The organism is Novosphingobium sp., from assembly GCF_027486195.1.
Classification (GTDB): Bacteria; Pseudomonadota; Alphaproteobacteria; order Sphingomonadales; family Sphingomonadaceae; genus Novosphingobium.
This window is the reverse complement of record NZ_JAIXPP010000115.1, coordinates 1-24,813: the sequence shown is the minus strand read 5'-3', so window position 1 is coordinate 24,813 and position 24,813 is coordinate 1. Positions and strand designations below refer to the sequence as shown.

Here is a 24,813-nt window from a genome sequence, read left to right as displayed (position 1 = left end):
TGCATTCGGTGGGGCACGGCGCGGCGTCGTTGCGTTTTGAACGCTGACCTTGCGCGCGGAAAGATGGACCCTGAAACGAGTTCAGGGTGACAAGTGATGTTTTGAGCCGACGTTTGTTTCGACCTTTGAGGTTCCACCATGCCCAATGCTGCCCTGCCGCTAGACCCCGCGATCCTGCCGCACACTGTGAGCAGCGCGATCCTGCGCGGCATGCGCGGCACGTGCCCGCGCTGCGGCGGCACGCATCTGTTCGCTGGCGGGCTCAAGCCTGTCGAACGCTGCCGGATGTGCGGGCAAAACTGGACGCTGCACGCGGCGGACGATTTCCCGCCCTATATCGCGATCCTCCTCACCGGGCACCTGATGGCGCCGGTGATCATCGGCCTCGGCAAGATCGAGAGCCTGCCGGAGTGGGCGATGATGCTGATCGCACTGACCATGGCCGCCGCGCTGATCGCCGCCATCCTGCGCCCCGCCAAGGGCGGCGTGATTGCGCTGCAGTGGTGGCTTGGCATGCAGGGCTTCGCCGGGCATGCGGGAAAGGTTGAGGCGGGGGTGGCCTAAAGGAAGTTGTTCGGCCAGATCATCGTCCGCCACATGTGCGCCGTGGGTGAGCCATCGAAGCCGAGCCCTTCCGCCGGCTCCTTGAAATTCCGCCCGATCACGTCCTCCAGTTCCTCGGGCACCACCACCGGGAAATCGTCGAAGAAGTAGGTGTCGTAGAGCGTCATCTGCCGCGCCGTGCCGTACCACTTGTGGCCCATCGCATATTCTGCATCGCGCAGCAGGTAGGCCGGCACCTGATAGTCTGGGCCGAAGAAGGCGTGGTAGCTTTCGGGGTAGGCGTAGCCCGCCGCTTCATCGGGCACGTAGCGCAGCGCTTGGTGGTACTTCACCGCGAAGGCCACTTCGGGATCGACGTAGGGCTCGACCAGCTGCGCGCTCCAGTAGCCGTGGTCGCAGCGGATCAGGCAGCCGTTGGAGATATCGTGCAGCAGGCAGGCCATCACGACCTTTTCCGGCAGCCCGTCATCAAGCGCGCGCTTGGCGCTGACGAGGAGGTGCCGCACGGTGATATCGCCGAAGCGGCAGCGGAAGAAATCCATGAGACGCGGGCGTTCGGGCATGCGCGGGAGGGCGGGATTGTCGCCCATCATGAACACCGTCTTCGGGTTCAGGCGCTTTAGCAGTTCGCCCTCGTTGTCGACGAATTCGGTGCCCTTCCAGCCGACGGGCGAAGGGTAGATCAGGCGTTCGCGGCCTTCCTGCGGCCAGGGGCGAGTGTCTTCGGTCATGGTTTTAAGGGTAGGCGGGGTGTGCGCTTCGGGCAACCCACCCCGCTGCGACCAGGCTCACTGCGTTCGCCAAGTCTTGCGCCCTCCCGCAAGCGGGAGGGCGCAAGGTCTTCTCCTCCCCTCCCGCTTGCGGGAGGGGTTGGGGGTGGGCCTAGAGAACCTCGAACAGCCCCGCCGCACCCATGCCGCCGCCCACGCACATCGTCACGACGACGTACTTCGCACCCCGGCGCTTGCCTTCGATCAGGGCATGCATGACCCCGCGCGCGCCAGTCATGCCATAGGGGTGGCCGATGGAAATCGCGCCGCCGTTGACGTTGAGCAGCTCGTTCGGAATGCCCAGCTTGTCGCGGCAATAGAGCACCTGCACCGCGAAGGCTTCGTTCAGCTCCCACAGGCCGATGTCATCCATCTTGAGGCCGAAGCGCTTCAGCAGCGCGGGGACTGCGAAGACCGGGCCGATGCCCATTTCGTCAGGCTCGGTGCCCGCAGCCGCCATGCCGACATAGCGGCCCAGCGGCGCGAGGCCCTTCTTCGCGGCGACGGCAGCTTCCATCAGCACGACAGCGGCGGAGCCATCCGAAAGCTGGCTGGCGTTGCCTGCCGTCACGATGCCGCCCTCGATCACGGGCTTGAGCGCCTGCAGGTTCTCCAGCGTGGTCGAGGGGCGGTTGCCTTCGTCCTTGGTGAGCGTCACGTCGTGCATCGTGATCTCGCCGGTTTCCTTGTTCTGCACGCCCATCGAGCTGGTGGTCGGCACGATTTCGGCATCGAACTTGCCGGCGGCCTGCGCGGCGGCGGTGCGCTGCTGCGATTGCAGCGCGTATTCGTCGCAAGACTCGCGGCTGATGCTGTAGCGCTTGCCCACCGTCTCGGCGGTCTGCAGCATCGGCATGTAGACGGCGTTGTGCATAGCGATGAGGCTGCGATCAGGGGCGACGCGCATGTCCTTGGTCTGGACGAGGCTGATCGATTCCTGCCCGCCCGCAGCGACCACATCCATGCGGTCGACGATGATCTGCTTGGCGGCGGTGGCGATGGTCATCAGGCCCGAGGAGCACTGGCGGTCCATGCTCATGCCAGAAACGGTGACGGGAAGCCCCGCACGCAGCGCAACCTGGCGCGCGATATTGCCGGCCTGCGCGCCCTGCTGGAGCGCCGAGCCCCACAGCACGTCGTCAATCTCGCCGCCCTCGATCCCGGCGCGGGCGACCGCGGCCTCCAGCGAAAGCGCGCCGAGCGTGGCGCCGGCGGTGGCGTTGAACGCGCCCTTGTAGGCGCGCCCGATGGGGGTGCGGGCGGCGGCAACGATAACGGCATCACGCATGGTTGGTCTCCTTGGAATCGGATGCGGGTACGGGGTTCTGGGCAATCGGGTTACCGCCGAAGTGATCGCGCAGCTCGCGCTTCAGCACTTTGCCGATCGGGCTGCGCGGCAATTCATCGACCACTTCGATGCGGGCAATGCGCTGCGTCTTGCCGAGTGCGCGGTTGGCTTCAAGCCGGATTGCTTCGGGATCGGCGGAAGTATCGGCTAGCACGATCACGGCAAGCGGGGTTTCGCCCCACTGATCGCTGGGCACGCCGACGACGGCGGCTTCCTTCACGGCAGGCTGGCGGGTGAGTTCGGCTTCAAGATCGGTGGGGAAGATGTTGAACCCGCCCGAGATGATCATGTCCTTGGCGCGGTCCATCAGGATGAGGAAGCCGTCCTCGTCGAACTTGCCGATATCGCCGTGGCGAATGTAGCGCACGCCGTCCTTGTCGAACCAATCCATCTCGCGCGTCTTGGCGGGCTGGCCGTGGTAGCCGTTCATCATGATGGGGGAGCGGCCGACGATCTCGCCCGTTTCGCCCGGCGGCAGTTCGTTGCCGTCCTCGTCGATGATCTTCATCACGTGGCCGGGCGAGGGCTGGCCGACGGTGTGGAGCTTGTCCGGGAACTTGTGCGCAATGAGCGTGGTCGTAGCCCCGCCTTCGGTGAGGCCGTAGCCTTCGACAAGGCCGCCGGGCCAGCGCTTCAGCACATCGGCCTTGAGCCAGGCCGGGAATGGCGCTGAGGTGCAGCCCTTCAGCCGGTAGGCCGATAGATCGAAGCTGTCGAAGTCCGGCAGCTCCATGATCCGGCGGTATTGCACCGGCACGAGCATGGCATTGGTGACGCGCTCTCGCTCGCTGAGGGCAAGGAAGGTGCGCGCATCGAACTTCTTCATCAGCACGACCTTGCCCGCCGCGGTGAGCGTGGGGAGGAAGCTGACGAGTGTGGTGTTTGAATAGAGCGGGGTCGAGTTGATCGTTACCGTATCGTCGTCATAACCGCCGATGATCGTGCGCCGGGCATATTCATAACGCATCTGGTGCGATTGGACGATGCCCTTGGGCACTCCGGTGGTTCCGGAGGAATAGATGATGTTGAACGGGTCTTCCGGCGCAGGGAGGCGCTCTTCCGGCTTCGCGCCGTTCGGGGCGATCCACTCCGAAAAGGGGATGCCCGCATCGCTATCGTCGAGCGCGATGCGCTTGACGTGATCCGGGAAGGGCAGGTCTGCGAGCCCCTCGGCCATGGCCTTGTCGAGCAGCAGCACGCGGCTGGTGCTGTCTGCCAGCATGGCGAGCACCGTCGGCGGCGCGGCGGTGGAGGTGAGCGGCGCGGCGACGGCCCCGGCGCGCAGGGCGCCGAGGAAGGCTAGCGCGGTGTTCACCGAATTGCTCGCCGCAATGGCGACGGGCTCGTTCGCCTCAACCCCTTCGCGCTGGAGCGCAGCGGCCACGCGGTCGAGCATCGCATCGAGTTCGGCCCACGACAGGCGCGAAGTTTCATCCGCCAGCGCGATGGCCTCTCCCCGCCGGGCCGCATGGGCGCGCAGGATCACGCTCAGCGGGATGAACGGGGCTTCGACGATATCCTCGATGCGCATGGCCGGTGCTGCCCTTAGTCGAAGGCTTCGCCCGCAGCGGCTTTCTTTGCCAGCAGCGGGGCGACCGGGAGGCCGTGCTTTTCCAGACCCGCGACGACAGTGGCAAGGCCGATATGGCTCGCCCAATACATCGGGCCGCCGGTCCAGGCCGGCCAGCCATAGCCGTTGAGCCAGACGGTATCGATATCGGACGCGCGCTGCGAAATGCCTTCTTCGAGGATGAGGGCACCTTCGCTGATCATGGGATAGAGCAGGCGTTCAAGGATCTCCTGCGCATCAATGCTGCGCTGGGGCTTGCCGGCCTTGGCCGCCCATTCGGCGATCAGGCCGCGCGTAACGTCGCTGGGGGTGCGCTGGCGGTTTGCATCGTAGTCGTAGAACCCCTTGCCGGTCTTCTGGCCCCAGCGGCCAAGCGCACAGAGCGCCTCGCGCAGGGTTTCGATGCGGTTCGGGTCGCGGTGCCAGCCGATGTCGAGGCCCGCAAGGTCCGCCATCTGGAACGGGCCCATAGGGAAGCCGAATTCGAGGAGCGCGTTGTCGACTTCGGCGAAGTCCGCGCCTTCCATGATGAGGGCATTGGCCTGTTCCTGCCGCTTGCCGAGCATGCGATTGCCGATAAAGCCGTGGCACACGCCCGAGACCACCGGGACCTTCCCGATCTTCACCGAGAGCGCCATCACCGTGCCGAGCACATCCTTGGCAGTGGCGGAACCGCGCACCACTTCGAGCAGCTTCATCACGTTCGCGGGCGAGAAGAAGTGCATGCCGAGCACCGCTTCGGGGCGCTTCGTGCTGGCGGCGATCTCGTTCACGTCGAGGTAGCTGGTGTTGCTGGCGAGGATCGCGCCCTGCTTTACGATACCGTCAAGCTTGCCGAAGACCTCCTTCTTGACGTCCATGCTTTCGTAGACCGCCTCGATCACCAGATCGGCATCGGCCAGCGCACCGAAATCGAGCGAGGGGGTGAGGCGCCCCATCGCGGCTTCGGCGAGGGCGGCGTCCATCTTGCCGCGCTTGACGGTGTTCTCGTAGTTCTTGCGCATCGTGGCGACGCCGCGATCGAGCGCTTCCTGCGTCATTTCGACGATGGTGACGGGGATGCCCGCCGTCAGGAAGTTCATCGTGATGCCGCCGCCCATCGTGCCGGCCCCGATCACGCCGACCTTGTTGATGGGCAGCAGAGCGGTGTCTGAGGGGATATCGTCGATCGTCGCGGCGAGTTTGCGCGCGGCGTCGATGTGGTCCTTGGCGCCGGGGATGGGATCGGACATTTCGTTGTCTCCTTGGATGCGATCAGGCGTAACTGTGCGTCATCGCCGAATAGACCAGCGTCTTGAGCTGGCGGCGGATGGGATAGCTGGAGGACGGAAAGAGCTGGGTCATGAAGACCATGTGCAGCTTTTCCACCGGATCGATGAAGAAGGCGGTGGAATGGATGCCGCCCCAGTGGAATTCGCCCTTGGTGCCCGGGATCAGCGTCTTCGCGGGATCGACGACCACGCCGAAGCCGAGGCCAAAGCCGACGCCCGCGTTGCCGGATTCGCTGAACAGCGCTTTGGAAAGCGTGGTCAGGTCTGCACCGCCGGGGAGGTGGTTCGCGGTCATCAGCGCGAGCGTCTTGGGCGAGATCAGCGGGACACCGCCGCTCACCAGGACGGCGCAGAAGCGGTGGTAGTCCGCGGTTGTCGACAGAAGGCCGCCACCGCCGCTTTCGAAGCGGGGCGGGCGCAGCGTGTTCGACTTGTCCGCATGATCGATCAGCGTGGGTGCGCCCAGCGGGTTCCACGCCCAGCTGTCGGTGAGGCGATGCGCCTTTTCGGGCGGGCAGTGGAAGCCGGTATCGACCATGCCGAGCGGCGCGAAAATGCGGCTCGCGAAGAATTCGCCGAGGCTCATGCCGGAGAGGCGCGCCACAATCACGCCGAGCACATCGGTGCTGACCGAGTAGTTCCAGCTCGTGCCCGGATCGAATTCCAGCGGGAGCTTGGCGAGTTCGGCGATGAAGTGGCCGTTGCCGGGAAGCGAGGCATGCCCGTCGAGCCGGCCCTTGCGATAGGCGGCATCGACATTGGTGCGGTTCTGGATGCCGTAGGTCAGGCCCGACATGTGGGTGAGCAGGTCCACCATCCGCATCGGGTTGGTCGCAGCGCGCGTGGGAAAGAACGGCGCATCGCCGCCGCCGCCATTGTAGATGCCGAGCCCGGCAAATTCGGGGATCACCTTGGTGACTGGATCATCGAGCGCAACCTTGCCTTCTTCCAGCAGCATCATGAACGCCAGGCTGGTGAGCGGCTTGGTCATCGAGGCGATGCGGAAGATCGCGTCGCCTGCCAGCGGAGTGCCGTCCGCGCGGGCTTCGCCGAGTGTCACGCGGTGGAAGGGCTGGCCATCCCGCGCGATCAGCAGATCGGCATTCGGGAGCAGGCCGGGGGCGACGTAGCGCTCCTCAAGAAACGCACCGATGCGGGCGAGGCGGGCGGCATCGAAGCCATGGGCTGCGGGATCGGCAATTTCCATCAGCCGAACACCGCGACCGATTGCAGGCCGTGCATCACTTCCACGCCTTCGCTGTTCCACAGGCGCAGTGTTTCGCTGCTGAAGCCGTCGGCCATATGGTTCGAGCTGGTTTCGAGCAGCCACCAGCCATCGCGCGTTTCCGGCACTTCGCCGAGGATGGTCAGCGCCCAGGTGATCGAGCTGATCGGCCCCATCCGCTCCATCGCGCGCGCCGAACCGGGCGGCAGCGCATCGCCGATCCCAACGAGCTCGGCTTGTGGATCGAGGCCGGAGCGATCCTTGAGACGCACCCAGCGGCGGATCGTGCCCGGAGGCGAACCGCCGGGCGGATCGGCGCGGCGCATGTCCATCCGCGCCGTGAAGGCGGGGGCCATGTCGTTGGACGTGAGGCGGGGGGAATCTTCTGGCGGGATCAGGTTCGGCAACACGGCGGCCGCGACGGTCCCGTTGCTTGTCCGGCCAGCGCCGAACAGCCAGAGCGTGCGCTGCGCCAATGCGCCTTCGCAGGTGAGCGAGGTTTCCACCTGCGCGACGCTCTTCCCCTGCCGGAGCATCACCACCTCGACTTCAAGATGCTCGCCCACCGGCGCGACAAACCCGACTTGCGCGGCGCGCAGCGGTGGCAGATCGGGGAATGCCAGCTTCGCGGCGGAATAGGCGATGAACGCGGCGGTGCCGCCATACATCGTGCGGCCCTGCATCCAGCCTGCCGCGCCATCCAGCTTGAAGCGCCCGCTGCCCAGCGGTTCGAGCCGTGACGCCAGCGCGCCGAAGCTCATATCCGCTTCGGCAGAGCCATTGGTGACAGCATCCGGGTGCTCGGCTTCCGGCAAATCTGCGTCCTTCCCACGAATCTGCTTATGCGGCGGGATTAGGTCATCGAGAGGGATCAGGGAAGCGCTTTGCGCGGGGCCCGTAGGCGAAAAAATGCAGCAATTCCGCCGGATTCGGTGCCTTCCGTTACGGCATCCGGGCCTTTCGGGGCACTTGCTGCAAACCGGGCGCGGCTCTAGTCTCGCCGCAAGCAGGTGCCGCCGATACGAGCGGTGCCCATGAGGATGCCATGACCGAACCGAGCCCAGAACCAACAGGCGCACTTCCCGCGATTCCCGCCGGCTGGCCCGTGCATACGCTGCCGGAAATCCGCGCCGAACTCTGCGCGTCGGGCATGCCGTTCGAGATGGAAACCGTCACGATCCGGGGCGTGCCGACGCGGGTATGGAAGAATGCGCTGCCCGATCTGCGCGGCGTCATGGCGGCGGCGCGCACGCATGGCCCGGCCGATTTCCTTGTCTACGGCGAAGAACGCGTGAGCTTCGATGCCTTTCACCGCGCAGTCGCGGTGCTCATGTCGGCGCTGGCTGCGCGCGGCGTGGGCAAGGGCGACCGGGTGGCGCTGGCCATGCGCAATCTGCCGGAATGGCCGGTGGCGTTCATGGCTGTCTGCGCACTCGGTGCGATCATCGTCCCGCTCAACGCGTGGTGGACGGGCGAGGAACTGGCCTTTGCGCTGGAGGATAGTGGCGCGCAGCTGCTGATCGCCGATGCCGATCGCTGGGCGCGGATCGCTCCCCACGCCGAGGGACTGCCGCTGCAGAATGTGGTCGTATCGCGCGGGGCTGGCGAAGGCGCCGAGCGGCTGGAGGACATGATTGGCGCGCCTGGCAGTTGGTCCGCGCTGCCTGATGCAGAACTGCCCCCAGCTGAGATCGCCAGCGATGATCCCGCCGGCATCTTCTATACCAGCGGCACGACCGGCCGGCCCAAGGGCGCGCTTGGTACGCATCGCAACCTCACGACCAATATCATGACGAGCGCGTGGAGCGCCGCGCAATCGGCAAGGCGGCGCGGCGAGGGATTGCCCGAACCGCGCTCACGCGTGATCCTGCTGGCGGTGCCCTTCTTCCACGCCACGGCCTTTTCGGCGACCTTGATGGGCTCGCTCGCGGGCGGCAGCCGCCTCGTGCTGCTCCACAAGTGGGATACGCTGGAGGCGATGCGCCTGATCGAAAAGGAGCGCGTTTCGATGACCGGCGGCGTACCGTTTATCGCCTGGCAGCTGATCGAGCATCCAGAACGCCATAAGTTCGACCTCTCCACCCTTGAGGCGATTTCCTATGGCGGCGCGCCTTCCGCTCCCGAGCTTGTCTCCGCGATCTGGCAGACCTTCGGCGCGCTTCCCGGCAACGGCTGGGGCATGACCGAGACCAGCGCCACGGTGACCCACCACATGGCTGAGGACTACCTCAACCGGCCCTCCAGTTGCGGCCCGCCGGCGCCGGTCGCCAGCCTCGAAATCCGCGCCGACGACGGGGCGACGGTCCTGCCGCCGGACAGCGTGGGTGAACTCTGGGCGAGCGGGCCGATGATCGTGGCGGGCTACTGGAACCGGCCCGAGGCGACAGCGCAGACCTTCGTTGATGGCTGGGTGCGCACTGGCGACCTTGCGAAGCTGGATGACGAGGGCTTCTGCACGATCGTCGACCGCGCCAAGGACGTGATCATCCGGGGCGGCGAGAACATCTACTCGATCGAGGTCGAGAACGTGCTCTACGAGCATCCCGCCGTGACCGACGCGGCGCTGGTCGGCATTCCGCACCGCACCTTGGGCGAGGAACCGGCAGCCGTCGTCTATCTCGCGCCGGGAGCGGCAGCGAGCGAGGACGAACTCAAGGCTTTCGTGGCAGCACGGCTGGCCGGGTTCAAGGTTCCGGTGCGGATCGCCTTCACGGCTGAGACCCTGCCGCGCAATGCCAACGGCAAGATCCTGAAGAAGGAGCTCAAGGCCATGCTGACGGCTTCCGGGCTGGCAGAAACGTGAGATGGCGCGGGCTGAAGGCTGTGCGATGGGTATGACAGGAATTGGGGAGACGGGATGATGAGCGAGGCAGAAACGACAGGCGAACGGCGTTCGGGCGGATGCCTGTGCGGAGCGGTGCGCTATGAAACCGCCTGGCCGCCACTGCTGACGGGTGTGTGCCACTGCCGCCATTGCCAGAAGCAGGCGGGCACGGCGTTTTCGGTCCTCGTCGCCGTGCCGTTCGCCGCGCTGGAGCGTTCGGGCGAGCTTACCACTTATGAGGACGGCAGCGAATCCGGCAACCCGGTGATGCGCAAGTTCTGCGGCACATGCGGCTCGCCCGTATTCAGCGAAACGCCGGACGGGATGGCGCAGGGGATGATCTTCATCAAGGCGGGCACGCTGGACAATCCCGACGAGCTGTCGCCCACCGTCCATTTCTGGACGGCGAGCAAGCAGAACTGGGTGACGCTTCCCGAAGGCGCGGCGCTGCTCGAAAAGCAATAGGTCGGGCGCGCAGATTTTCCATCCGTCCCGCGCAAACACGCGGCGGATGGGGGCTTTTTTGCGCTCCTATTCAATGCGCCAGCTTGTTGGAGGGCGTCAGCATGGCAATATGTTTGTCGTGCTAAATCTTTGCGTCTCGTGATGCTCGACCCGCCCACTTGACGCGCTTCAAAACCAGGACACGTCATGGCTGATATTGACCCCCAGATCGACCGCTCCGACCGCTGCCCGGGGATCACCTATACCGACATGCTGGCCGTCGATACGCGGCCCGCGCCCGATTACCTCGTGATGGAATCGACGCAGGAACTGGGCGACGAACCGCTCGATCCGGATCGCTACACCAGCCCCGCCTTCATGGCGCTGGAAGACGAGAAGATGTGGCCCAACGTGTGGCAGTTCGCCGCGCGCGAGGAGGACATGCCCGAACCCGGCGACACGGTGGTCTACGAGATCGGCGACAAGTCGTTCCTGCTGATCCGGCAGCCTGACGGCGGCGTGCGCGCGTTCTATAACGTGTGCCTCCACCGCGGGCGCAAGCTGCGGCTGGAAAGCGGGCGCGCGATCAACCTGCGCTGCCCGTTCCACGGCTTCACCTGGAACAACGACGGCAGCCTCAAGGAAATCCCCTGCGCGTGGGATTTCAAGCACCTTGAGGACAAGGACCTCTCGCTCCCCGAACTGAAGGTCGAGCGCTGGCAGGGCTTCATCCTCGTGACCGAGAACCAGGATCTGCCCAACTTCCGCGACTGGATCGGCCCCGGTGTCGAGCATTACGACAACTGGCGGCTCGACGAATGCACCACCGGTGCTTGGGTGGCCAAGGTGGTGCCAGCGAACTGGAAGGCCGTTTCCGAAGCGTTCATGGAAGCGTGGCACTCGGTCGTCACGCATCCGCAGATTCTGCCGTTCACGGCGGACGCCAACACGCGCTACGATCTCTACGGCGATCACATGAACCGGGCGATCACGCCCAATGGCACGCTTTCGCCCCACCTCAAGGGCAAGGATCAGCTTTATGTGATCAACAAGCTGGCCGAGTTCCTTGGCGCGGGCGATGGGCGCGGTCGGCGCAATGCGGCCGAACCGACCGACCTCATGGGCTTCGATGCGGATGATCCGCTGCTGGCGCGCAAGGTGCTGGCGCAGGCCAACCGCGAAGGCTTCGCGGCGATGAACGGGCATGACTACTCTCAGGCTTCGGACAGCGAGATGCTCGACAACCTGACCTATAACATCTTCCCCAACTGGTCGCCTTGGGGCGGCTTCGTGCCGAACATCGTCTATCGCTGGCGGCCGTGGAAGGATGCCGATCACTGCCTGATGGAAGTGCGCATCCTGATGCGCGCGCAGAAGGGCGAGAAGCCGGGCCGCGGCCCCGAGATGTTCATGATCCCGGATGGCGAGCCCTTCACCTATGCCTCGCACCTCATCGGTGCGGCGCTGGCCGGGGTGTTCGATCAGGACATGGAAAACCTGCCGCACGTGCAGGCGGGCATGAAGGCAAGCAAGAACAAGCGGCTGGAGCTCGGCCACTATCAGGAAACCCGCATCCGCCAGTTCCACAAGACCATGGACAAGTACATTTCCGGCGAACTGCCCAAGACGGCGTGATGCAAAGGCTGGAAGGGCGCGTCGCGCTCGTGACGGGCGCGCTGCGCGGCATTGGCCTTGCGGCGGTGGAGCGGCTGCTGGCCGAAGGGGCGTCAGTGGTTCTAACCGACCTTCCCGATCCCGGCGCGACGGAAGTTGTCGCCGTGCTCGGCCGGTTGGGGCCATCTGCGCATTATCTGCCGCTCAATGTTGCGCAGGAGGCGGACTGGCAGGCGGTCGCGGCGCAGGTTCGTGCCGATCATGGCCGGCTCGATGTGCTGGTCGCCAACGCCGGGACTGACTGCACTTCGCGGGTCGAGGAGATCAGCCTAGCCGATTGGCACCGCGTCATGGCGGTCAATGTTGATGGGCTGTTCCTCGGCGTGAAGCACTGCGCGGCGCTGATGGAAGAGACCGGGCGGGCCACGCGCGGCGGTGCTTCGGTCATCGCGATCAGTTCGATCATGGGGATCGTCGGAATTGCCGATGCCTCGGCCTACAACACCTCCAAGGGCGCGGTGCGTCTGTTCTGCAAGGCGGTGGCGATCGAGTTTGCGCAGAAGCGCATGCCGATCCGCGTCAACTCCGTGCACCCCGGCTTCGTGCGCACGCGGCTGCTTGAGGAAGGCATGGCGGGGTGGGTGGAAAAAGGCATGGGCACTTCGGTCGAGGCGCTGATGGAGGGTCTGGGCGCGAGCACGCCGATGGGCCGCATCGCCGAACCGGAGGAGATCGCGCCCGCCATCGCCTTTCTCGCGTCGGACGATGCGAGCTACGTGACGGGTGCGGAACTTGTCGTCGATGGCGGGTGGACGGCGCAGTAGGGAAGCACCGGCACTCCTTCTTTCGTCATTGCGAGCGCAGCGAAGCAATCCAGAGCAGCTTGCATTGCGCTCTGGATTGCTTCGCTGCGCTCGCAATGACGAAGGTTTGGGCTAAAGCTCCACCACCACCTTGCCCACATTCGCCCCGGTAAAGAGCTTGGTGAAAGCCGCGGGCGTTTCCTCTAGGCCCGTGCTCACCTCGAAGGGCAGGCGCAGCTGGCCGGCGGCGGCTAGGCGGGCGAGCTGCGGATTGAATTCGGGCTCGCGGGCGTAGAAGTCCGGCGAGAAGAAGCCTTCGATGCGCAGGCGCTTCATCAACACCTGATCGAAGCGGTAGGGACCGGGCACGGGGCCTTGTGCGATATAGTTGGTGATGAGCCCGCAGACCGCGACGCGGCCGAACAGCGCCATATTGGCGAGCGCCGCATCGAGGATTTCGCCGCCGACATTGTCGAAATAGACGTCGATGCCATCCGGGCAGAGCCGCGCGAGTTCGGTTTCGACATTGGCCGACTTGTAGTCGATCGCGCCGTCGAAGCCGTATTCCTCCGTCAGCAGGTCGCACTTGGCCGCGCCCCCGGCGATGCCGATCACGCGGCAGCCGTGCGCCTTGGCGATCTGGCCGGCCATGAGCCCGGTGCAGCCCGCCGCAGCTGAGACCACGAAAGTCTCGCCCGCCTTCACTGCGCCAGTTTCAACCACGCCGACCCAAGCCGTCCAGCCATTCGCACCATAGATGCCGACGTATTCTTTCAGATCGGAATGCGCGTCGTCCAGCCGCGTGCAGTAAGTCGTATCGGGCTCAACCACCGAAAAGTCCGCCCATTGGCCGTAGCAGCGCACGCGGTCTCCCGCCTTGTACTCGGGGTGGCGGCTGTCCACGACCACGCCCAGCACCGTGCCGATCAGCTTGGCGCCAAGCGGCGTGCCGGGCTGGTAGCTATCCTCGCGGTCGGTCATGTACATGCGGGTGCCGCTGTCCATTGAGAGCACCTTGTTCGCGACGAGAATCTGGCCCTCGCCAAGCGCGGGCAGCGTTTCGGTCTCCAGCGCGAAGGCTTCGGCATAAGCATTGCCGACAGGGCGGTGGGCGAGGATCCAGTGGCGGTTTGCGGTGCTCATTCGGTGTCCTTCGGCTGGGGCTGCCGTGCATCAAGCCCGCCTTTCGCCCCCAAGGCCACTGGCGGAAATGAGCGGCGCATCTGTTCTTTGGCCCCCTCTCTTTCATCAGTGGGCCGGGGGCAGGAATGCCGATAGCCTCCGCACTCAAAATACTGGGAGACGTGTCTTGGCCGATAAGACCCTGCGTACCTTCTGCCGCTTCTGCCATGCCAGCTGCGCCATGCTGGTCGATGTCGAAGGCGACAAGGTCACGGCGGTGCGGGGCGATCCCGAGAACCCGCTGTTCAATGGCTATACGTGCGTGAAGGGCCGCCAGATGCCCGAAATGCACAACCTGCCCGAGCGGCACCTGCGGCCATTGGTGCGCAAGGACGGCGTCAAGGGCGGGGAGTTCGTGGAGACTTCGACCGCCGAGGCGCTCAAGCTGGTGGCCGACAAGATCCGCGCCGTGATCGCCGAGCATGGGCCGCACAGCGTCGCGCTCTATTGCGGCACCAATGCGTTCCAGAACAGCGCGGTACTCGGCACGTCCTACGCGCTGGCCGAGGCGATCGGCACGCGCAACTACTATACCAGCGTGACGGTTGATCAGCCCGCGAAGGTCTTCACCACGGCGCGCTACGGCCAGTGGATGGGCGGGGGCAACAACTTCGAAGAGTCCGACGTCGTGATGTTCGTCGGCAACAACCCGCTGGTCTCGCATTACACGCCCGGCGGCGGCGTGCCGCCGTTCTCGCCCTCACGCCGTCTTCGCGATGCCAAGGCGCGGGGGATGAAGGTGATCGTGGCCGATCCGCGCCAGAGCGACACCGGCAACCTCGCCGATCTCTACCTGCAGGTGAAGCCGGGCGAAGACCCGGCGCTGCTGGGCGGCATGCTGCACGTGATCATCAAGGAAGGGCTCTACGACCGCAACTTCGTGGCGGCGCACGTCGACGGGTTCGACGCGCTGGCGGACGCTGTGAAGGACTTCACGCCCGAGCTCGCCGAAACGCGCGCCGGGGTTCCGGCGGAGCAGATCGTGGCGGCAGCCCGCATGTTCGCCCGTGCCGCCAAGGGCCGGGTGGTGACGGGGACGGGGCCGGAGATGGCCGGGCGCGGCACGCTGACTGAGTACCTCGTGACTGCGCTGAATGTGGTTTGCGCGCGGTTCAACCAGGCGGGGGACAAAGTGGCGAACCCGATGGTGTTCATGCCGTTTGCCGCTGGGCCGAAGAAGGCGCAAGTCGCGCCGCCGATGCCGATGTTCGGCGAAGGCTTTGCCCAGTCGCGCATTCGCGGCATCGGCAAGCTGGGGCAGGAAATGCCCTGCCCGGTGCTGGCGGACGAGATCCTCACTCCCGGCGAAGGCCAGATCAAGGTGCTGATCTCGATCGGCGGCAATCCGGAGATCGCCTTCCCCAACCAGCGCAAGGTGCGCAAGGCGCTCGAAACGCTGGAGATGTTTGTCCAGGTGGATCCCTATATGTCGGCCAGCGCCAAGCGCGCCGACGTCATCCTGGCGCCTTCGATGTGCCTTGAGCGTGAGGATATCAACAATGTCTCGCAGCCGTTCTGCGAGGAGCCTTATGCGCATTACGGCGAGGCGATGGTGCCGGCGCCGGGCGACACGATGGACGAGTACGAGATGCTGTGGTGGCTCGCCAAGCATCTGGGGCTGGAACTCAAGCTGCCGGGCGGTCCCTGCTCGATGGACGCGGTGCCCGACAAGATGACCATGCTCGACCTCATCTCGCACGGCTGCCTCGTCAAGCCGAGCAAGGCGCGCGCGGATTCGCTGGCGAGCGCAACCCCGGGCGGGGCGATGTTCTATCCCGAGGCGCATGCGGTGATCGAACCAGCTGATCCCGATGCAGCAAACCGGTTCCAGCTGGGCGCAGGTGAAATGCCGGCGGCGTTTGCAGGTTATGCGGCGCAGCGGCCAGAGGCGGACGGCTTCGATTTCCGCCTGATCTCGCGCCGGTCCAAGCACCGCTACAACAGCAACGGGCACATCTCCGAATTCCTCAAGAAGAAGATGCCGACCAACCCGGCCTACTTCAATCCGGAGGACTTGGCCGAGCTTGGCGTCGAGGATGGTGCGGTGATCGAGATTGCCTCGCGCGTTGCCTCGATCCACGCGGTGGCCAGCGCCAGCGACAAAGTGCGGCGCGGGGTGATCTCGATGTCGCACGCCTGGGGCAACGATGATTCCGGCAAGGACGACGTGATGACGGTTGGCGCTTCGACCAACCGCCTGATCGATGATGCCGAAGATGCCGATCCGATCACCGGCATGGTGCTGCAGAGTGCGATCCCGGTGCGGGTGGTGGCTGCCTGACGGCATTTTAACGCCGCGTTTGCCGCTCTGGATCCCCGCCTGCGCGGGGATGACGAACTGACTTTGACATAATTCTCGTCATTCCCGCGAAGGCGGGAATTCAGAGCCCCATCGCGCTGACCCGGCCAATCCCAAACAGAAAAAGGCCGCCCCGGTTTCCCGGGACGGCCTTTCCTCTTTTCGTTCCGATGTGTGGAAATCAGAACTTGAAGCTGGCTTCCACGAAGACCTGGCGGCCGCGGTTAAGCAGCACGTTGCGGTCGTCGCCCTGCGGCACGTAGGTTGCCGAACCCGGAGTGCCGAGCCCGCCAGGGCCGGCGAGGAACGGACGCGCGCCGCTCGACTGGACGAAGCGCTTGTCGGTGATGTTGATGCCCACCAGCGACAGCTTCCACTTGCCGTCCGGATCGCCGATCGAGATGCTGCCGTCGATGGTCGCCCAGCCCTTCTGGATCGGATCGTTCACGCTTGTCGTGTCGGTGTAGTAGCTGCTCGAGAACGCGAGGTTCGAGTGGGTGCCGATCTGGAGCGAGTCGCTGACCGGCACGTTATAGTCGAACCCGACGTTGCCTGCCCATTCCGGCGCGCGCGAAGCTGCACGGCCCTGGAGCGGCGATCCGTCGATCGCCGAAGCCAGCGGCTTGGTGAAGGTCGCCTTGGTGTAGGCGAGCGCACCGTTCAAGCGCAGCCCCTCGACCGGGGTCCGCCACGAGAAGTCGATATCGACACCCTTGGTGGTCAGTTCCGAGGCGTTGAACGTCTTGAACTGGACCTTGGTCGCATCGAACACCTGCAGCTGGATATCGCTGAACACATAGTAGAACAGCGAGCCGTTGAGAGTGATCGTGCGGCCCGCCATCTGCGACTTCACGCCAAGCTCGCCGCCCTTGGCGCGCTCCGACCTGAAGATCAGGCCCTGCGCCACGGCATCACGGGTGGCCGGGTTGTTGAAGCCGAGCAGGCTGTTCGAAGGCAGCGCGCTGTTGTCGATGCCGCCCGACTTGTAGCCGGTCTTGTAGGCGGCATAGATGTTGAGGTCGTCGCTCGCCTTGTAGCGCAGCGTGACTTCCGGTGAGACGTTGTGATCCTTGAACGGGATCGGGCCCGAGAAGAAGCCGCTGCTGATGAACGCCGGGGTCGCCGAAAGGAAGGCATGGACATAGGGCACGGAGATCGTGTTGACCTTGTCTTCCTTGGTCCAGCGCACGCCGCCCGAAAGTTCGAGCTGTTCGGTCAGCTTGTAGTTGCCGCTGGCGAAGAGCGAGTAAGCCTTCGTGGTGGTGTGGTGCTTCTTGTACCAGTCAAACGAGCTGCCGGTGATCGGATCAGCCGCGATGATCGAGATGTTCACACCCTGCTGCGAGGTGTTGAAATCGATGTTGCGGTGTTCGTAGAAACCGCCGACCATGAAGTTGAACGGACCGTCGAAGCTGCTGGTCAGGCGGATTTCCTGGGTCCACTGCTTGGTGGCGTTGAGCGGGTCGCTCGAACCGAAGCCCTGGGCCGAGCCCGGGGTGTTCACGGCGGCAAGGCGCGGCGCGATCAGATTGAGCGGAACGCCGTTCGGATTGAACGCGGGACCGACGCCGACCGAGCTGTAGGTATCGGAATCGACCGAGTTGATATCGAAGTAGCCGGTCACCGAGCTCAGCTTGAGGTTGTCGGTCACATCAAGGTCCATGCGCAGGCGCGTGAGCCAGATATCGGTCTGGCCAAACGGGTGGCCCGGATACCGGCCGTCACCCGCAGCGCTGCCGGTGGGATAGCCGCCGGCCTGCGTGGGCGAGGGATCGCTGATCGCATAGTAGCGGTCGCCGATGTTGCAGTTCGCGCCCGATGGGATTGCGACAGCGCCGCCCAGCAGCACGACTTCGTCAGCACGGCCATTCTTGCCGCAGTCGATATCCTGGTGGCCGATGGCGCCATCGTTGCGGTTGGTGATGTAGTTCACCTTGAGGTTCGCGGTGAACGCACTCGAGGGATCCCATTGCAGCGTCAACCGGCTGTTGAAATCGCGCATGCCGCGGTTGCGGATCTTGGCCGGAATGCCCGGCTGGATCTGGGTGTACTTCGAGATATCGTTGTACTGCGCCGCGACGCGGATGCCGAGGGTCGGCGTGATCGGACCGGAAATGTAGCCGCCGATGACATAGCCGTCCTCGACGAATTCATAGCTGGCCTTGCCGCCCACTTCCCACTGCTTGGTGGGATCGTTCGAACGCAAGCCGAGCACGCCCGCCGTGGCGCTCTTGCCGAAGTAGAGCGTCTGCGGCCCCTTCATCACGTCGACCTGCTTGATGTCGAAGAAGCCGGCCTGGAGAAGGCGCATCGAGGAGAGCTGGATGCCGTCCATATCGAGCGCGACGGCAGAGTCGAAAGCGGCGGAAATTGCCGAGGAGCCGACGCCGCGCAGCGCGATCGAGCCGCCCGAACCCGAGCCGCCCGAGTAGATGTTGAGCGTGGGGACATGCGTGCCGAGCGCTTCGGCCTTGGTCGCCTGATCGCGGTTGATCGCATCGGCGGTAATCGCGGTGATCGTCACCGGCACGTTCTGCAGCGTTTCCGTGGACTTGCGCGCGATAACCGTGATCGCGTTGCCATCATCGACGGTGGCACCGCCCGTTGCTTCTGCCGCCGCAGCATCCGCGGCGTGCGCCAGTCCTGGCAGCGTCAGCGACGTCGCCGCAACACCTGCAAAAAGCGCGACGCGAAACAGCGACGCGTTTGTCCTCAACCCCATAGCAATCCTCCCAACTTTCAGTAGGCGTTTATCGTGCTGTTATTGCGTGATTTTGCGCCCACAATCCCAAATGCTAGGCTAGGGTGCGGGGGGCGAACAGCAACTATCAAAAAGGGTGACGAAGTGTTGCTTTTTGTGCGCGGTGTGACCGCAAAAACGCAGGGATTCCGTAGGGTCAGGCAGGATTTGAATGACCTCGGCGAACCGCTTTTTCGGCGCTCAGGCCAGGCGCACAATCGGGTCTCCTCCGTGCAAAAGGAGGAGACCCCGGCTTAGTTTTTATCGGCTTCTGGGCGGAGTTTCGCTGTCGAGCCAGAGATTGAGCTTGTTGTGGAAATCGCGGATCTTGCTTTCCTGATAGCTCGCGAAAATCACTTCGCCCTTGGGATGATTGTGCAGGCCCTTCTGCACCGCAGCATGGTTGAGCCCGTCCTGGTTGAAGATCTTGTTGAGGTAGCTGCCGAACTCGGTGGCCTTGGTGTAGTCGTCCTCCAGATCGAGGAAGGTGCATTTGGCGGGTGCCGGTCGCTCGGCGCCCTCGGGCACCTGCACCATGTACATCACCTCGTGCAGCGACTGCTCGGGATTGTCGCCATCCGGCCGGAAGCGGTAGAAGATCGGGTTGAAATCCGCCCAGGGGTGGAGGTTGGGGAAGACCGAATAGAAGATCGCGTCGATCATGTCGGCATCGCTGAACTGATCGATCGCATCGCCCCATTGCGGGCGCATCAGCTCGCGCCGGTCGCGCGCGGCATCGGCGCGGAAGTCCTCGGTCGAGGCCGAGGCGAAGCGGGTGGGCATGTTTTCGTCACCCGGCGCGATCTTGCCGCCGATCCAGTTGCACATGTGCGCGTCGGCGCTGACGACTTCGCCTTCGACGTGGGCGCCGGTCATGTCGAACAGGCCGGTCTTGCCATCCGGGCGGGTCACTTCGACCCGGTTTTCCTCGATGCGGCGGTAGACGTGGCCGCTGAGGGGATGGCGGAAGCTGGTGAACGCCTGGCCCTCCGGGAAGGCGGATGGATCGGGCGCATCGAGATCGGTGTGCGCGCTCGGCGGGCCCGAGGCGGACATGGCGCGCGAGATATTGGGCCACACATCGTACTTCGAGCCGGTATCGAGGAACATCGGCAGCAGTTCCGGGTGCGTGCCGACGACGTGGTAGGATTCCATGAAGGCTTCCTGCGCCACTTTCCAGTTGCACGGCAGACGCTTGACCATGTGCGCGGCCTTGTAGCGGCGCTTGAACGGGAGCGAGAAGTGGCGGTCGATATCGCCGAGGAAATCGGCGAGCGGTTCGGCGTTCGGATCCGGATTGATGAACACGAAGCCGCCCCAGTGGCCGACAGAGATCGCGGGGAGCGAGTATTCCTCTTCGGTGACCGAGGGGAAATCCCAGTGGCTGGGCACTTCCTTGAGCTGGCCATCGAGATGCCACGACCAGCCGTGGAACGGGCAGCGCAGGACCTTGAGGCCCTTCTTGTGCGCCTCACACAATTGGCGCCCGCGGTGGAGGCAGGCGTTGGGGAAGGCCTTGACCGCGCCGGGGCCGTCACCCGGAGCATTGCGCACGAGGATGAAGGAGAGGCCGGCGATCTCGTAGACATAGGTATCGCCGACATTTGGGAGGTCGTCCTCATGGCAGGCCATCTGCCACACGCGCTTCCACAACCGCTCGACTTCGCGTTCGTGCTCTTCCTTGGTCCAGTAGCGGTGCGTGGGGACCTTGGTGACGCCGCCGGGATAGGGCGAATCTTCCAGGTAGACGGCTGGCGGCGGAACGGTGTCCGCCTTGATCACATCGTTGTAGGTCACGCCGGCGGTGCGGTCGTGTCCGGTCTTGGTTTCAACCATTTGTCCGCTCTCCCTTGGACTTGGGCGTCAGTCTACGCTTGCGGGGAGTCGGGGCCATTGATCATTTTGAGGGGACTCCGCGCAATGCCGCCAGCGGCGATGAGATAGAACAGCACAGCAGGGATGGCGAAGGCGGTGCTCACGCCGATCACCGCCCAGGTGAGTGCCTTGGTGCCGAACATGGGGGTGAGGCTGGTGCTGGCAAATCCGACGAGGAAGAGGCCGAGCGCTTGTCCGATGAGGTTGTTGAAGATCATCGCGACCGCCATCGCCATCGCGCGCTCATCCGGGCGCACGGCAAGCTGGATCAGCGAGACGGTGGGTGCCTGGGCAACGAGGAACACGAGATAGCCGCAGGAAAACAGGCCAAGGAAGGCCCAGAACTGCGTGCTCATGAGCGCCGCGAGGTAGAACGGCAGGCAGCCCAGCGTGGCGATCGCCGGGAGCCAGGCGCGCCAGCGGGCATCGCGCCTCACCAGCCAGTCGGTCAGGTAGCCGCCCAGCACCGGGCCGGGAATGCCGCCCAGCACGAAGGCCAGACCGAGATAGAACCCGACATCGGCAGTGGAGACCGGAAACCCCCGCAGCATGATCGCGGCGAGCCAAGTGGCGAAGACATAGCCCGTCACGATCATGCAGCCAAAGGCGAGCGAGGCGGCAAGGAAGACCCGGTTGGCAAGGAGTTCGCGCACTCCGGTTGACCACGCGGCCAGCCCCTCGGCAAGGCCGACCTTGGGCGGGATCGGGCGGCCGCCGGGTTCCTTGACCGTGAAGAAGACGAACAGCGCGAAGAGGATGCCGGGGATGCCGAGCAGCATGAAGGTCATCCGCCAGCCGACCGCATGGGCCAGCACGCCGCCGAGGATCAGCCCGGCGGCGGTTCCGAGTGTGGGGCCGAGGAAATAGATACCCATCGCGCGGCCAAGCTCGTGGCCCTTGAAGGTCTGCGTGAGGAGCGAGGTGCCGGCGGGGCCGCTGCCTGATTCGCCGATGCCCACGCCCATCCGCGCGAGGAAGAAGGTCCAGAAGCCGGTAGCGGCGCCGCACAGCGCAGTCATCAGGCTCCACGAGGCGATCGACACCGCGATGATCAGCGGCCGGCTCATCCGGTCCGCCAGCCAGGCGATGGGGAGCCCGCAGACGACGTAGAGCACGGTGAAGGCGAAGCCGGTGATCAGGCCGATTTGCGTGTCCGTCAGCGTGAAGGCATGCTTGATGTCTTCGAGCATGATCGAAAGGATCAGCCGGTCGGCGATGTTGAGCATGCCGCCGAAGGTGATCACGGCGAGCACGAAATGGCGGTAGTGGCGATGCTCTCCCAAGACGCCCGCTCCTTCTTTGCAACAGGGCTAGGCATTCGCGGGGCCGGGGGCGACTAACACAAAGGGGGAGGGGCGTGGGGCCTGCCTACCATTTTCAATGATCGTAGGTGCCGGGATTTGGTGCCACGATGCTCGCAACAACGGGACCTTGGGACAACCGGTCCGACCCAGCGGGAAAGGCAATATAGTGCAGCTTGAGCCCATTGCGGAAAACTTGTGGACCAACGAGGCGGAACCCGCGCTGATCGGCGGACGGCTGCCTTCGGGCAAGATCGTGTTTCCCTATCCCAGTGGCGATGCGGCAGAGGGCGTGGAGCCCTGGCGGCTTTCGCGCAAGGGCACGCTGTGGTCGTGGACCCGGCAGGATTTCCAGCCCAAGGAACCCTTTGAGGGTCCGGAACCGTTCCAGCCCTACCTCCTCGGCTATGTCGAATTGCCCGGCGAGGTGATCGTCGAGACCCGCATCGTCGATTGCGTGCTCGAGGACCTGAAGCTCGGCATGCCGATGGAATTCGTGGTCGCGCCGTTTGACGCGACCCGCGCAACTTATGCGTTTCGTCCGGAGAAAGCGTGATGGAAGACGTCTATATCATCGGGGCTGGCATTCACCCCTTCGGCCGCACTGATGGTCGTTCGGGGCGCGATCAGGGCGTTTTTGCCGTGCGGCAGGCGATGGCCGATGCCGGGATCGAATGGACCGACGTGGGCTGCGCCTATGGCGGTTCGGCCGCAGCGGGCAGCGCGGATATCATGGTCAACGAGCTTGGGCTGACGGGCCTGCCCTTCATCAACGTGGCGAATGGCTGCGCAACGGGCGGCAGCGCGCTGGCTTCGGCCCGCAATGCGATTGCTGCGGGCGAGTTCGACGTGGCGCTCGCGGTGGGCTTCGACAAGCACCCGCGCGGCGCGTTCAATGCCAAGCCGCGCGATTACGGCCTGCCCGAATGGTACGGCCAGACCGGCATGATGCTGACGACGCAGTTCTTCGCGCTCAAGATCCAGCGCTACATGCAGCTCTACGGGATCAGCCGCGAAACGCTGGGCCGCGTGGCCGAAAAGGCGTTCCGCAACGGCGTCCATGCCGATCACGCCTGGCGCCGTTCGCCGGTCGATCTGGAGACGATCCTCAATTCGCCGATGGTGAATGACCCGCTGACCAAATACATGTTCTGCGCGCCCGCAGAAGGCGCGGTGGCGCTGATCCTCGCGAGCGGCAAGAAGGTGCGCGAACTGGGCGCCGATGCGGTGAAAATCGCCAGCGTTGCCGTCCGCACGCGCCCACCGGGTTCGTTCGAGGTGTTTGCGCCCTCGGTCGATATCGAGAACGGCGGCAAGCCCACGATCCTCGCGTCCAAGGCGGCGTTCGAGCAGGCGGGCATCGGGCCGGAGGATATTTCGGTCGCCCAGCTGCAGGATACGGAATCCGGCGCCGAGATCATGCACATGGCCGAGAACGGCTTCTGCAAGGATGGCGATCAGGAGCAGTGGCTGCGCGAGGGCCGCACCGAGGTGACCGGCACCCTGCCGGTCAACACCGACGGCGGCTGCCTTGCCTGCGGTGAACCCATCGGCGCTTCGGGCCTGCGTCAGGTCTATGAAAACACCGTGCAGCTGCGCGGACGTGGCGGCGGGCGGCAGGTGCCGAACAATCCGAAGGCCGCCTACAGCCATGTCTACGGCGCACCCGGCCTGTCCGGTGTCTGCATCCTGGAGCGCTGACGCATGGGGAAGATGACTGGCAAGGTCGCCCTGATTTCGGGCGGCGCGGAAGGCATTGGCGGCACGGTTGCGGCGCTCTTCGTGGCCGAGGGCGGCAGCGTGATGCTGGGCGACCTGCAGCTCGACAAGGCGAAGGCCCATGCCGCGACGCTCGGCCCCAATGCCGATGCGGTGCAGCTTGATGTGCGCGATCTGGGGCAATGGGAAGCTGCCGTGGCGGCAACCTTGGCGCGCTTCGGCAAGCTGACGACGCTGTGCAATATCGCAGGGATTTCCGAGCCGGGGAACACTGTCGATGTCGATCTCGACAGCTGGCACCGCCATATTGATATCAACCTCACGGGCAGCTTCTACGGCTGCCGTGCCGCGCTCCCGGCGCTTGCGGCATCCGATGAACCTGCCACCATCGTCAACATCGGCTCAATGCTCGCGCACCGCGCAGCGGGGGGCATGGCGGCCTATTGCGCGTCCAAGGCTGGGGTGACGCACCTTACGAAGACAGTGGCGCTCGATTGCGCCGAGCGGGGGCTGAAGATCCGCGCCAACACCGTGCATCCCGGCGCGATCCGCACGCCGATGTACAACCGCTACCTCAACGCCGGCGGCGCGACCCCTGAGCAGATCGAGGCCGTGATGGCCTCCGCGCACCCGATGGGCCGCGTGGGCGAGCCGGACGAAGTGGCCCGCGCGATCCTGTTCCTGTCCTGCGAGGATTCGAGTTTCACCAGCGGGACCGACCTCAACGTCGACGGGGCCAGCGCAATCCGCAGCTAGGCCCAGAAATTCCGGCTGCACCGGGCCAGAGAGCCGGGCAGCTTCTACCCAAAGAGGAGAGATGCGAAATGGCTCTGGTATCCGTCGTGGGCGCAACCGGCCGGCAGGGACTGGCGCAGGTGCGCCAGCTTGTCGCCGCAGGTCATCAGGTCCGCGCACTTTCGCGCAACGAGAAGCCCGATCTCGGGCCGACCAACGCCGATATCGAGACGCGGGTGATCGATCTCTATGACCGGTCGACCTACACCAAGGCGCTCGAGGGTTCGGACGCGGTGTTCTACAACCACCCGCTGCAACTGCGGGATTCGCGCGCCGAACTCGCCGGCTGGATCGGCGAGGCGGCGAAGGAAGTCGACGCCAAGCGCTTCGTCTGGAACACGTCGAGCTGGATCCCGGACAAGCCGGGCGATGCCTTCACCTATGCCGGCAACACGGCGGGCATCAACGCGCTGTTTCGCTCGGGCGTTCCGGCCACGGTGTTCGGCTCGGTGCTGTTCATGGACAACCT

At 64.9% G+C, this 24,813-nt stretch carries 20 protein-coding genes; 10 read left to right on the top strand and 10 right to left on the bottom strand.

The window, feature by feature from the left end:
- Positions 1 to 138 precede the first annotated feature (138 nt).
- Positions 139 to 564, top strand: coding sequence for a DUF983 domain-containing protein (locus tag Q0071_RS19555; protein WP_298173699.1), 426 nt, complete (start codon positions 139 to 141; stop codon positions 562 to 564).
- Here the strand turns inward: Q0071_RS19555 and Q0071_RS19550 are convergent.
- From Q0071_RS19550 to Q0071_RS19525, 6 genes are all read right to left on the bottom strand, one after another.
- Positions 561 to 1,295, bottom strand: a complete 735-nt coding sequence (locus Q0071_RS19550; protein ID WP_298173696.1) for a hypothetical protein — start codon at positions 1,293 to 1,295, stop codon at positions 561 to 563. The genes Q0071_RS19555 and Q0071_RS19550 overlap by 4 nt on opposite strands.
- Positions 1,296 to 1,446: 151 nt before the next feature.
- Positions 1,447 to 2,622, bottom strand: a complete 1,176-nt coding sequence (locus Q0071_RS19545) for an acetyl-CoA C-acyltransferase (protein ID WP_298173693.1) — start codon at positions 2,620 to 2,622, stop codon at positions 1,447 to 1,449.
- The gene (locus Q0071_RS19540; protein ID WP_298173690.1) at positions 2,615 to 4,213 is read right to left on the bottom strand and encodes a class I adenylate-forming enzyme family protein; all 1,599 of its coding nucleotides are present in this window, start codon (positions 4,211 to 4,213) and stop codon (positions 2,615 to 2,617) included. Before Q0071_RS19540 ends, Q0071_RS19545 begins: the two co-directional genes overlap by 8 nt.
- Before the next feature lie 14 nt (positions 4,214 to 4,227).
- Positions 4,228 to 5,484, bottom strand: coding sequence for a 3-hydroxyacyl-CoA dehydrogenase NAD-binding domain-containing protein (locus Q0071_RS19535; RefSeq protein ID WP_366886824.1), 1,257 nt, complete (start codon positions 5,482 to 5,484; stop codon positions 4,228 to 4,230).
- A 22-nt stretch (positions 5,485 to 5,506) separates the two neighbouring features.
- The gene (locus Q0071_RS19530; RefSeq protein WP_298173687.1) at positions 5,507 to 6,730 is read right to left on the bottom strand and encodes a serine hydrolase domain-containing protein; all 1,224 of its coding nucleotides are present in this window, start codon (positions 6,728 to 6,730) and stop codon (positions 5,507 to 5,509) included.
- Positions 6,730 to 7,563, bottom strand: coding sequence for a thioesterase family protein (locus Q0071_RS19525; protein ID WP_298173685.1), 834 nt, complete (start codon positions 7,561 to 7,563; stop codon positions 6,730 to 6,732). The genes Q0071_RS19530 and Q0071_RS19525 overlap by 1 nt, the downstream gene beginning before the upstream one ends.
- Positions 7,564 to 7,793: 230 nt before the next feature.
- Here Q0071_RS19525 and Q0071_RS19520 point away from each other — a divergent pair, with 230 nt between their 5' ends.
- The 4 genes from Q0071_RS19520 (at position 7,794) to Q0071_RS19505 (ending at position 12,454) form a co-directional block, all read left to right on the top strand.
- A complete protein-coding gene (locus Q0071_RS19520) occupies positions 7,794 to 9,551 on the top strand; it encodes a class I adenylate-forming enzyme family protein (protein WP_298173683.1) in 1,758 nt (585 codons plus the stop codon).
- A gap of 57 nt (positions 9,552 to 9,608) precedes the next feature.
- Complete coding sequence (locus tag Q0071_RS19515) at positions 9,609 to 10,037, top strand: GFA family protein (RefSeq protein ID WP_298173681.1); 429 nt, start codon at positions 9,609 to 9,611, stop codon at positions 10,035 to 10,037.
- 186 nt (positions 10,038 to 10,223) lie between these two features.
- The gene (locus tag Q0071_RS19510) at positions 10,224 to 11,651 is read left to right on the top strand and encodes an aromatic ring-hydroxylating dioxygenase subunit alpha (RefSeq protein ID WP_298173678.1); all 1,428 of its coding nucleotides are present in this window, start codon (positions 10,224 to 10,226) and stop codon (positions 11,649 to 11,651) included.
- Positions 11,651 to 12,454, top strand: coding sequence for a glucose 1-dehydrogenase (locus Q0071_RS19505; RefSeq protein ID WP_298173771.1), 804 nt, complete (start codon positions 11,651 to 11,653; stop codon positions 12,452 to 12,454). The genes Q0071_RS19510 and Q0071_RS19505 overlap by 1 nt, the downstream gene beginning before the upstream one ends.
- Before the next feature lie 111 nt (positions 12,455 to 12,565).
- Here Q0071_RS19505 and Q0071_RS19500 read toward each other — a convergent pair whose 3' ends face one another.
- The gene (locus Q0071_RS19500) at positions 12,566 to 13,576 is read right to left on the bottom strand and encodes an NADP-dependent oxidoreductase (protein WP_298173675.1); all 1,011 of its coding nucleotides are present in this window, start codon (positions 13,574 to 13,576) and stop codon (positions 12,566 to 12,568) included.
- A gap of 166 nt (positions 13,577 to 13,742) precedes the next feature.
- Here Q0071_RS19500 and Q0071_RS19495 point away from each other — a divergent pair, with 166 nt between their 5' ends.
- A complete protein-coding gene (locus tag Q0071_RS19495; protein WP_298173672.1) occupies positions 13,743 to 15,896 on the top strand; it encodes a molybdopterin-dependent oxidoreductase in 2,154 nt (717 codons plus the stop codon).
- A 199-nt stretch (positions 15,897 to 16,095) separates the two neighbouring features.
- Here Q0071_RS19495 and Q0071_RS19490 read toward each other — a convergent pair whose 3' ends face one another.
- The 3 genes from Q0071_RS19490 to Q0071_RS19480 form a co-directional block, all read right to left on the bottom strand.
- Positions 16,096 to 18,636, bottom strand: a complete 2,541-nt coding sequence (locus Q0071_RS19490; RefSeq protein WP_298173669.1) for a TonB-dependent receptor — start codon at positions 18,634 to 18,636, stop codon at positions 16,096 to 16,098.
- Between the two features lie 279 nt (positions 18,637 to 18,915).
- Positions 18,916 to 20,490 (bottom strand): aromatic ring-hydroxylating dioxygenase subunit alpha, encoded by a 1,575-nt coding sequence (locus Q0071_RS19485; protein WP_298173667.1) that lies wholly within the window; start codon positions 20,488 to 20,490, stop codon positions 18,916 to 18,918.
- Between the two features lie 32 nt (positions 20,491 to 20,522).
- Positions 20,523 to 21,812: an MFS transporter gene (locus Q0071_RS19480; RefSeq protein WP_298173664.1), complete on the bottom strand. Its 1,290-nt coding sequence runs from the start codon at positions 21,810 to 21,812 to the stop codon at positions 20,523 to 20,525.
- Positions 21,813 to 21,999: 187 nt separating this feature from the next.
- Between Q0071_RS19480 and Q0071_RS19475 the strand changes: the two genes are divergently transcribed.
- The 4 genes from Q0071_RS19475 to Q0071_RS19460 form a co-directional block, all read left to right on the top strand.
- Positions 22,000 to 22,386: an OB-fold domain-containing protein gene (locus Q0071_RS19475; protein WP_298173661.1), complete on the top strand. Its 387-nt coding sequence runs from the start codon at positions 22,000 to 22,002 to the stop codon at positions 22,384 to 22,386.
- Positions 22,383 to 23,531 carry a thiolase family protein gene (locus tag Q0071_RS19470; protein WP_298173658.1) on the top strand — a complete coding sequence of 383 codons (1,149 nt, stop codon included), beginning with the start codon at positions 22,383 to 22,385 and terminating at the stop codon, positions 23,529 to 23,531. The genes Q0071_RS19475 and Q0071_RS19470 overlap by 4 nt, the downstream gene beginning before the upstream one ends.
- Positions 23,532 to 23,534: 3 nt before the next feature.
- Positions 23,535 to 24,305 carry an SDR family oxidoreductase gene (locus tag Q0071_RS19465; RefSeq protein ID WP_298173656.1) on the top strand — a complete coding sequence of 257 codons (771 nt, stop codon included), beginning with the start codon at positions 23,535 to 23,537 and terminating at the stop codon, positions 24,303 to 24,305.
- A gap of 68 nt (positions 24,306 to 24,373) precedes the next feature.
- A partial coding sequence (locus tag Q0071_RS19460; RefSeq protein WP_298173653.1) for an NAD(P)H-binding protein occupies positions 24,374 to 24,813 on the top strand: 440 nt, incomplete at its 3' end.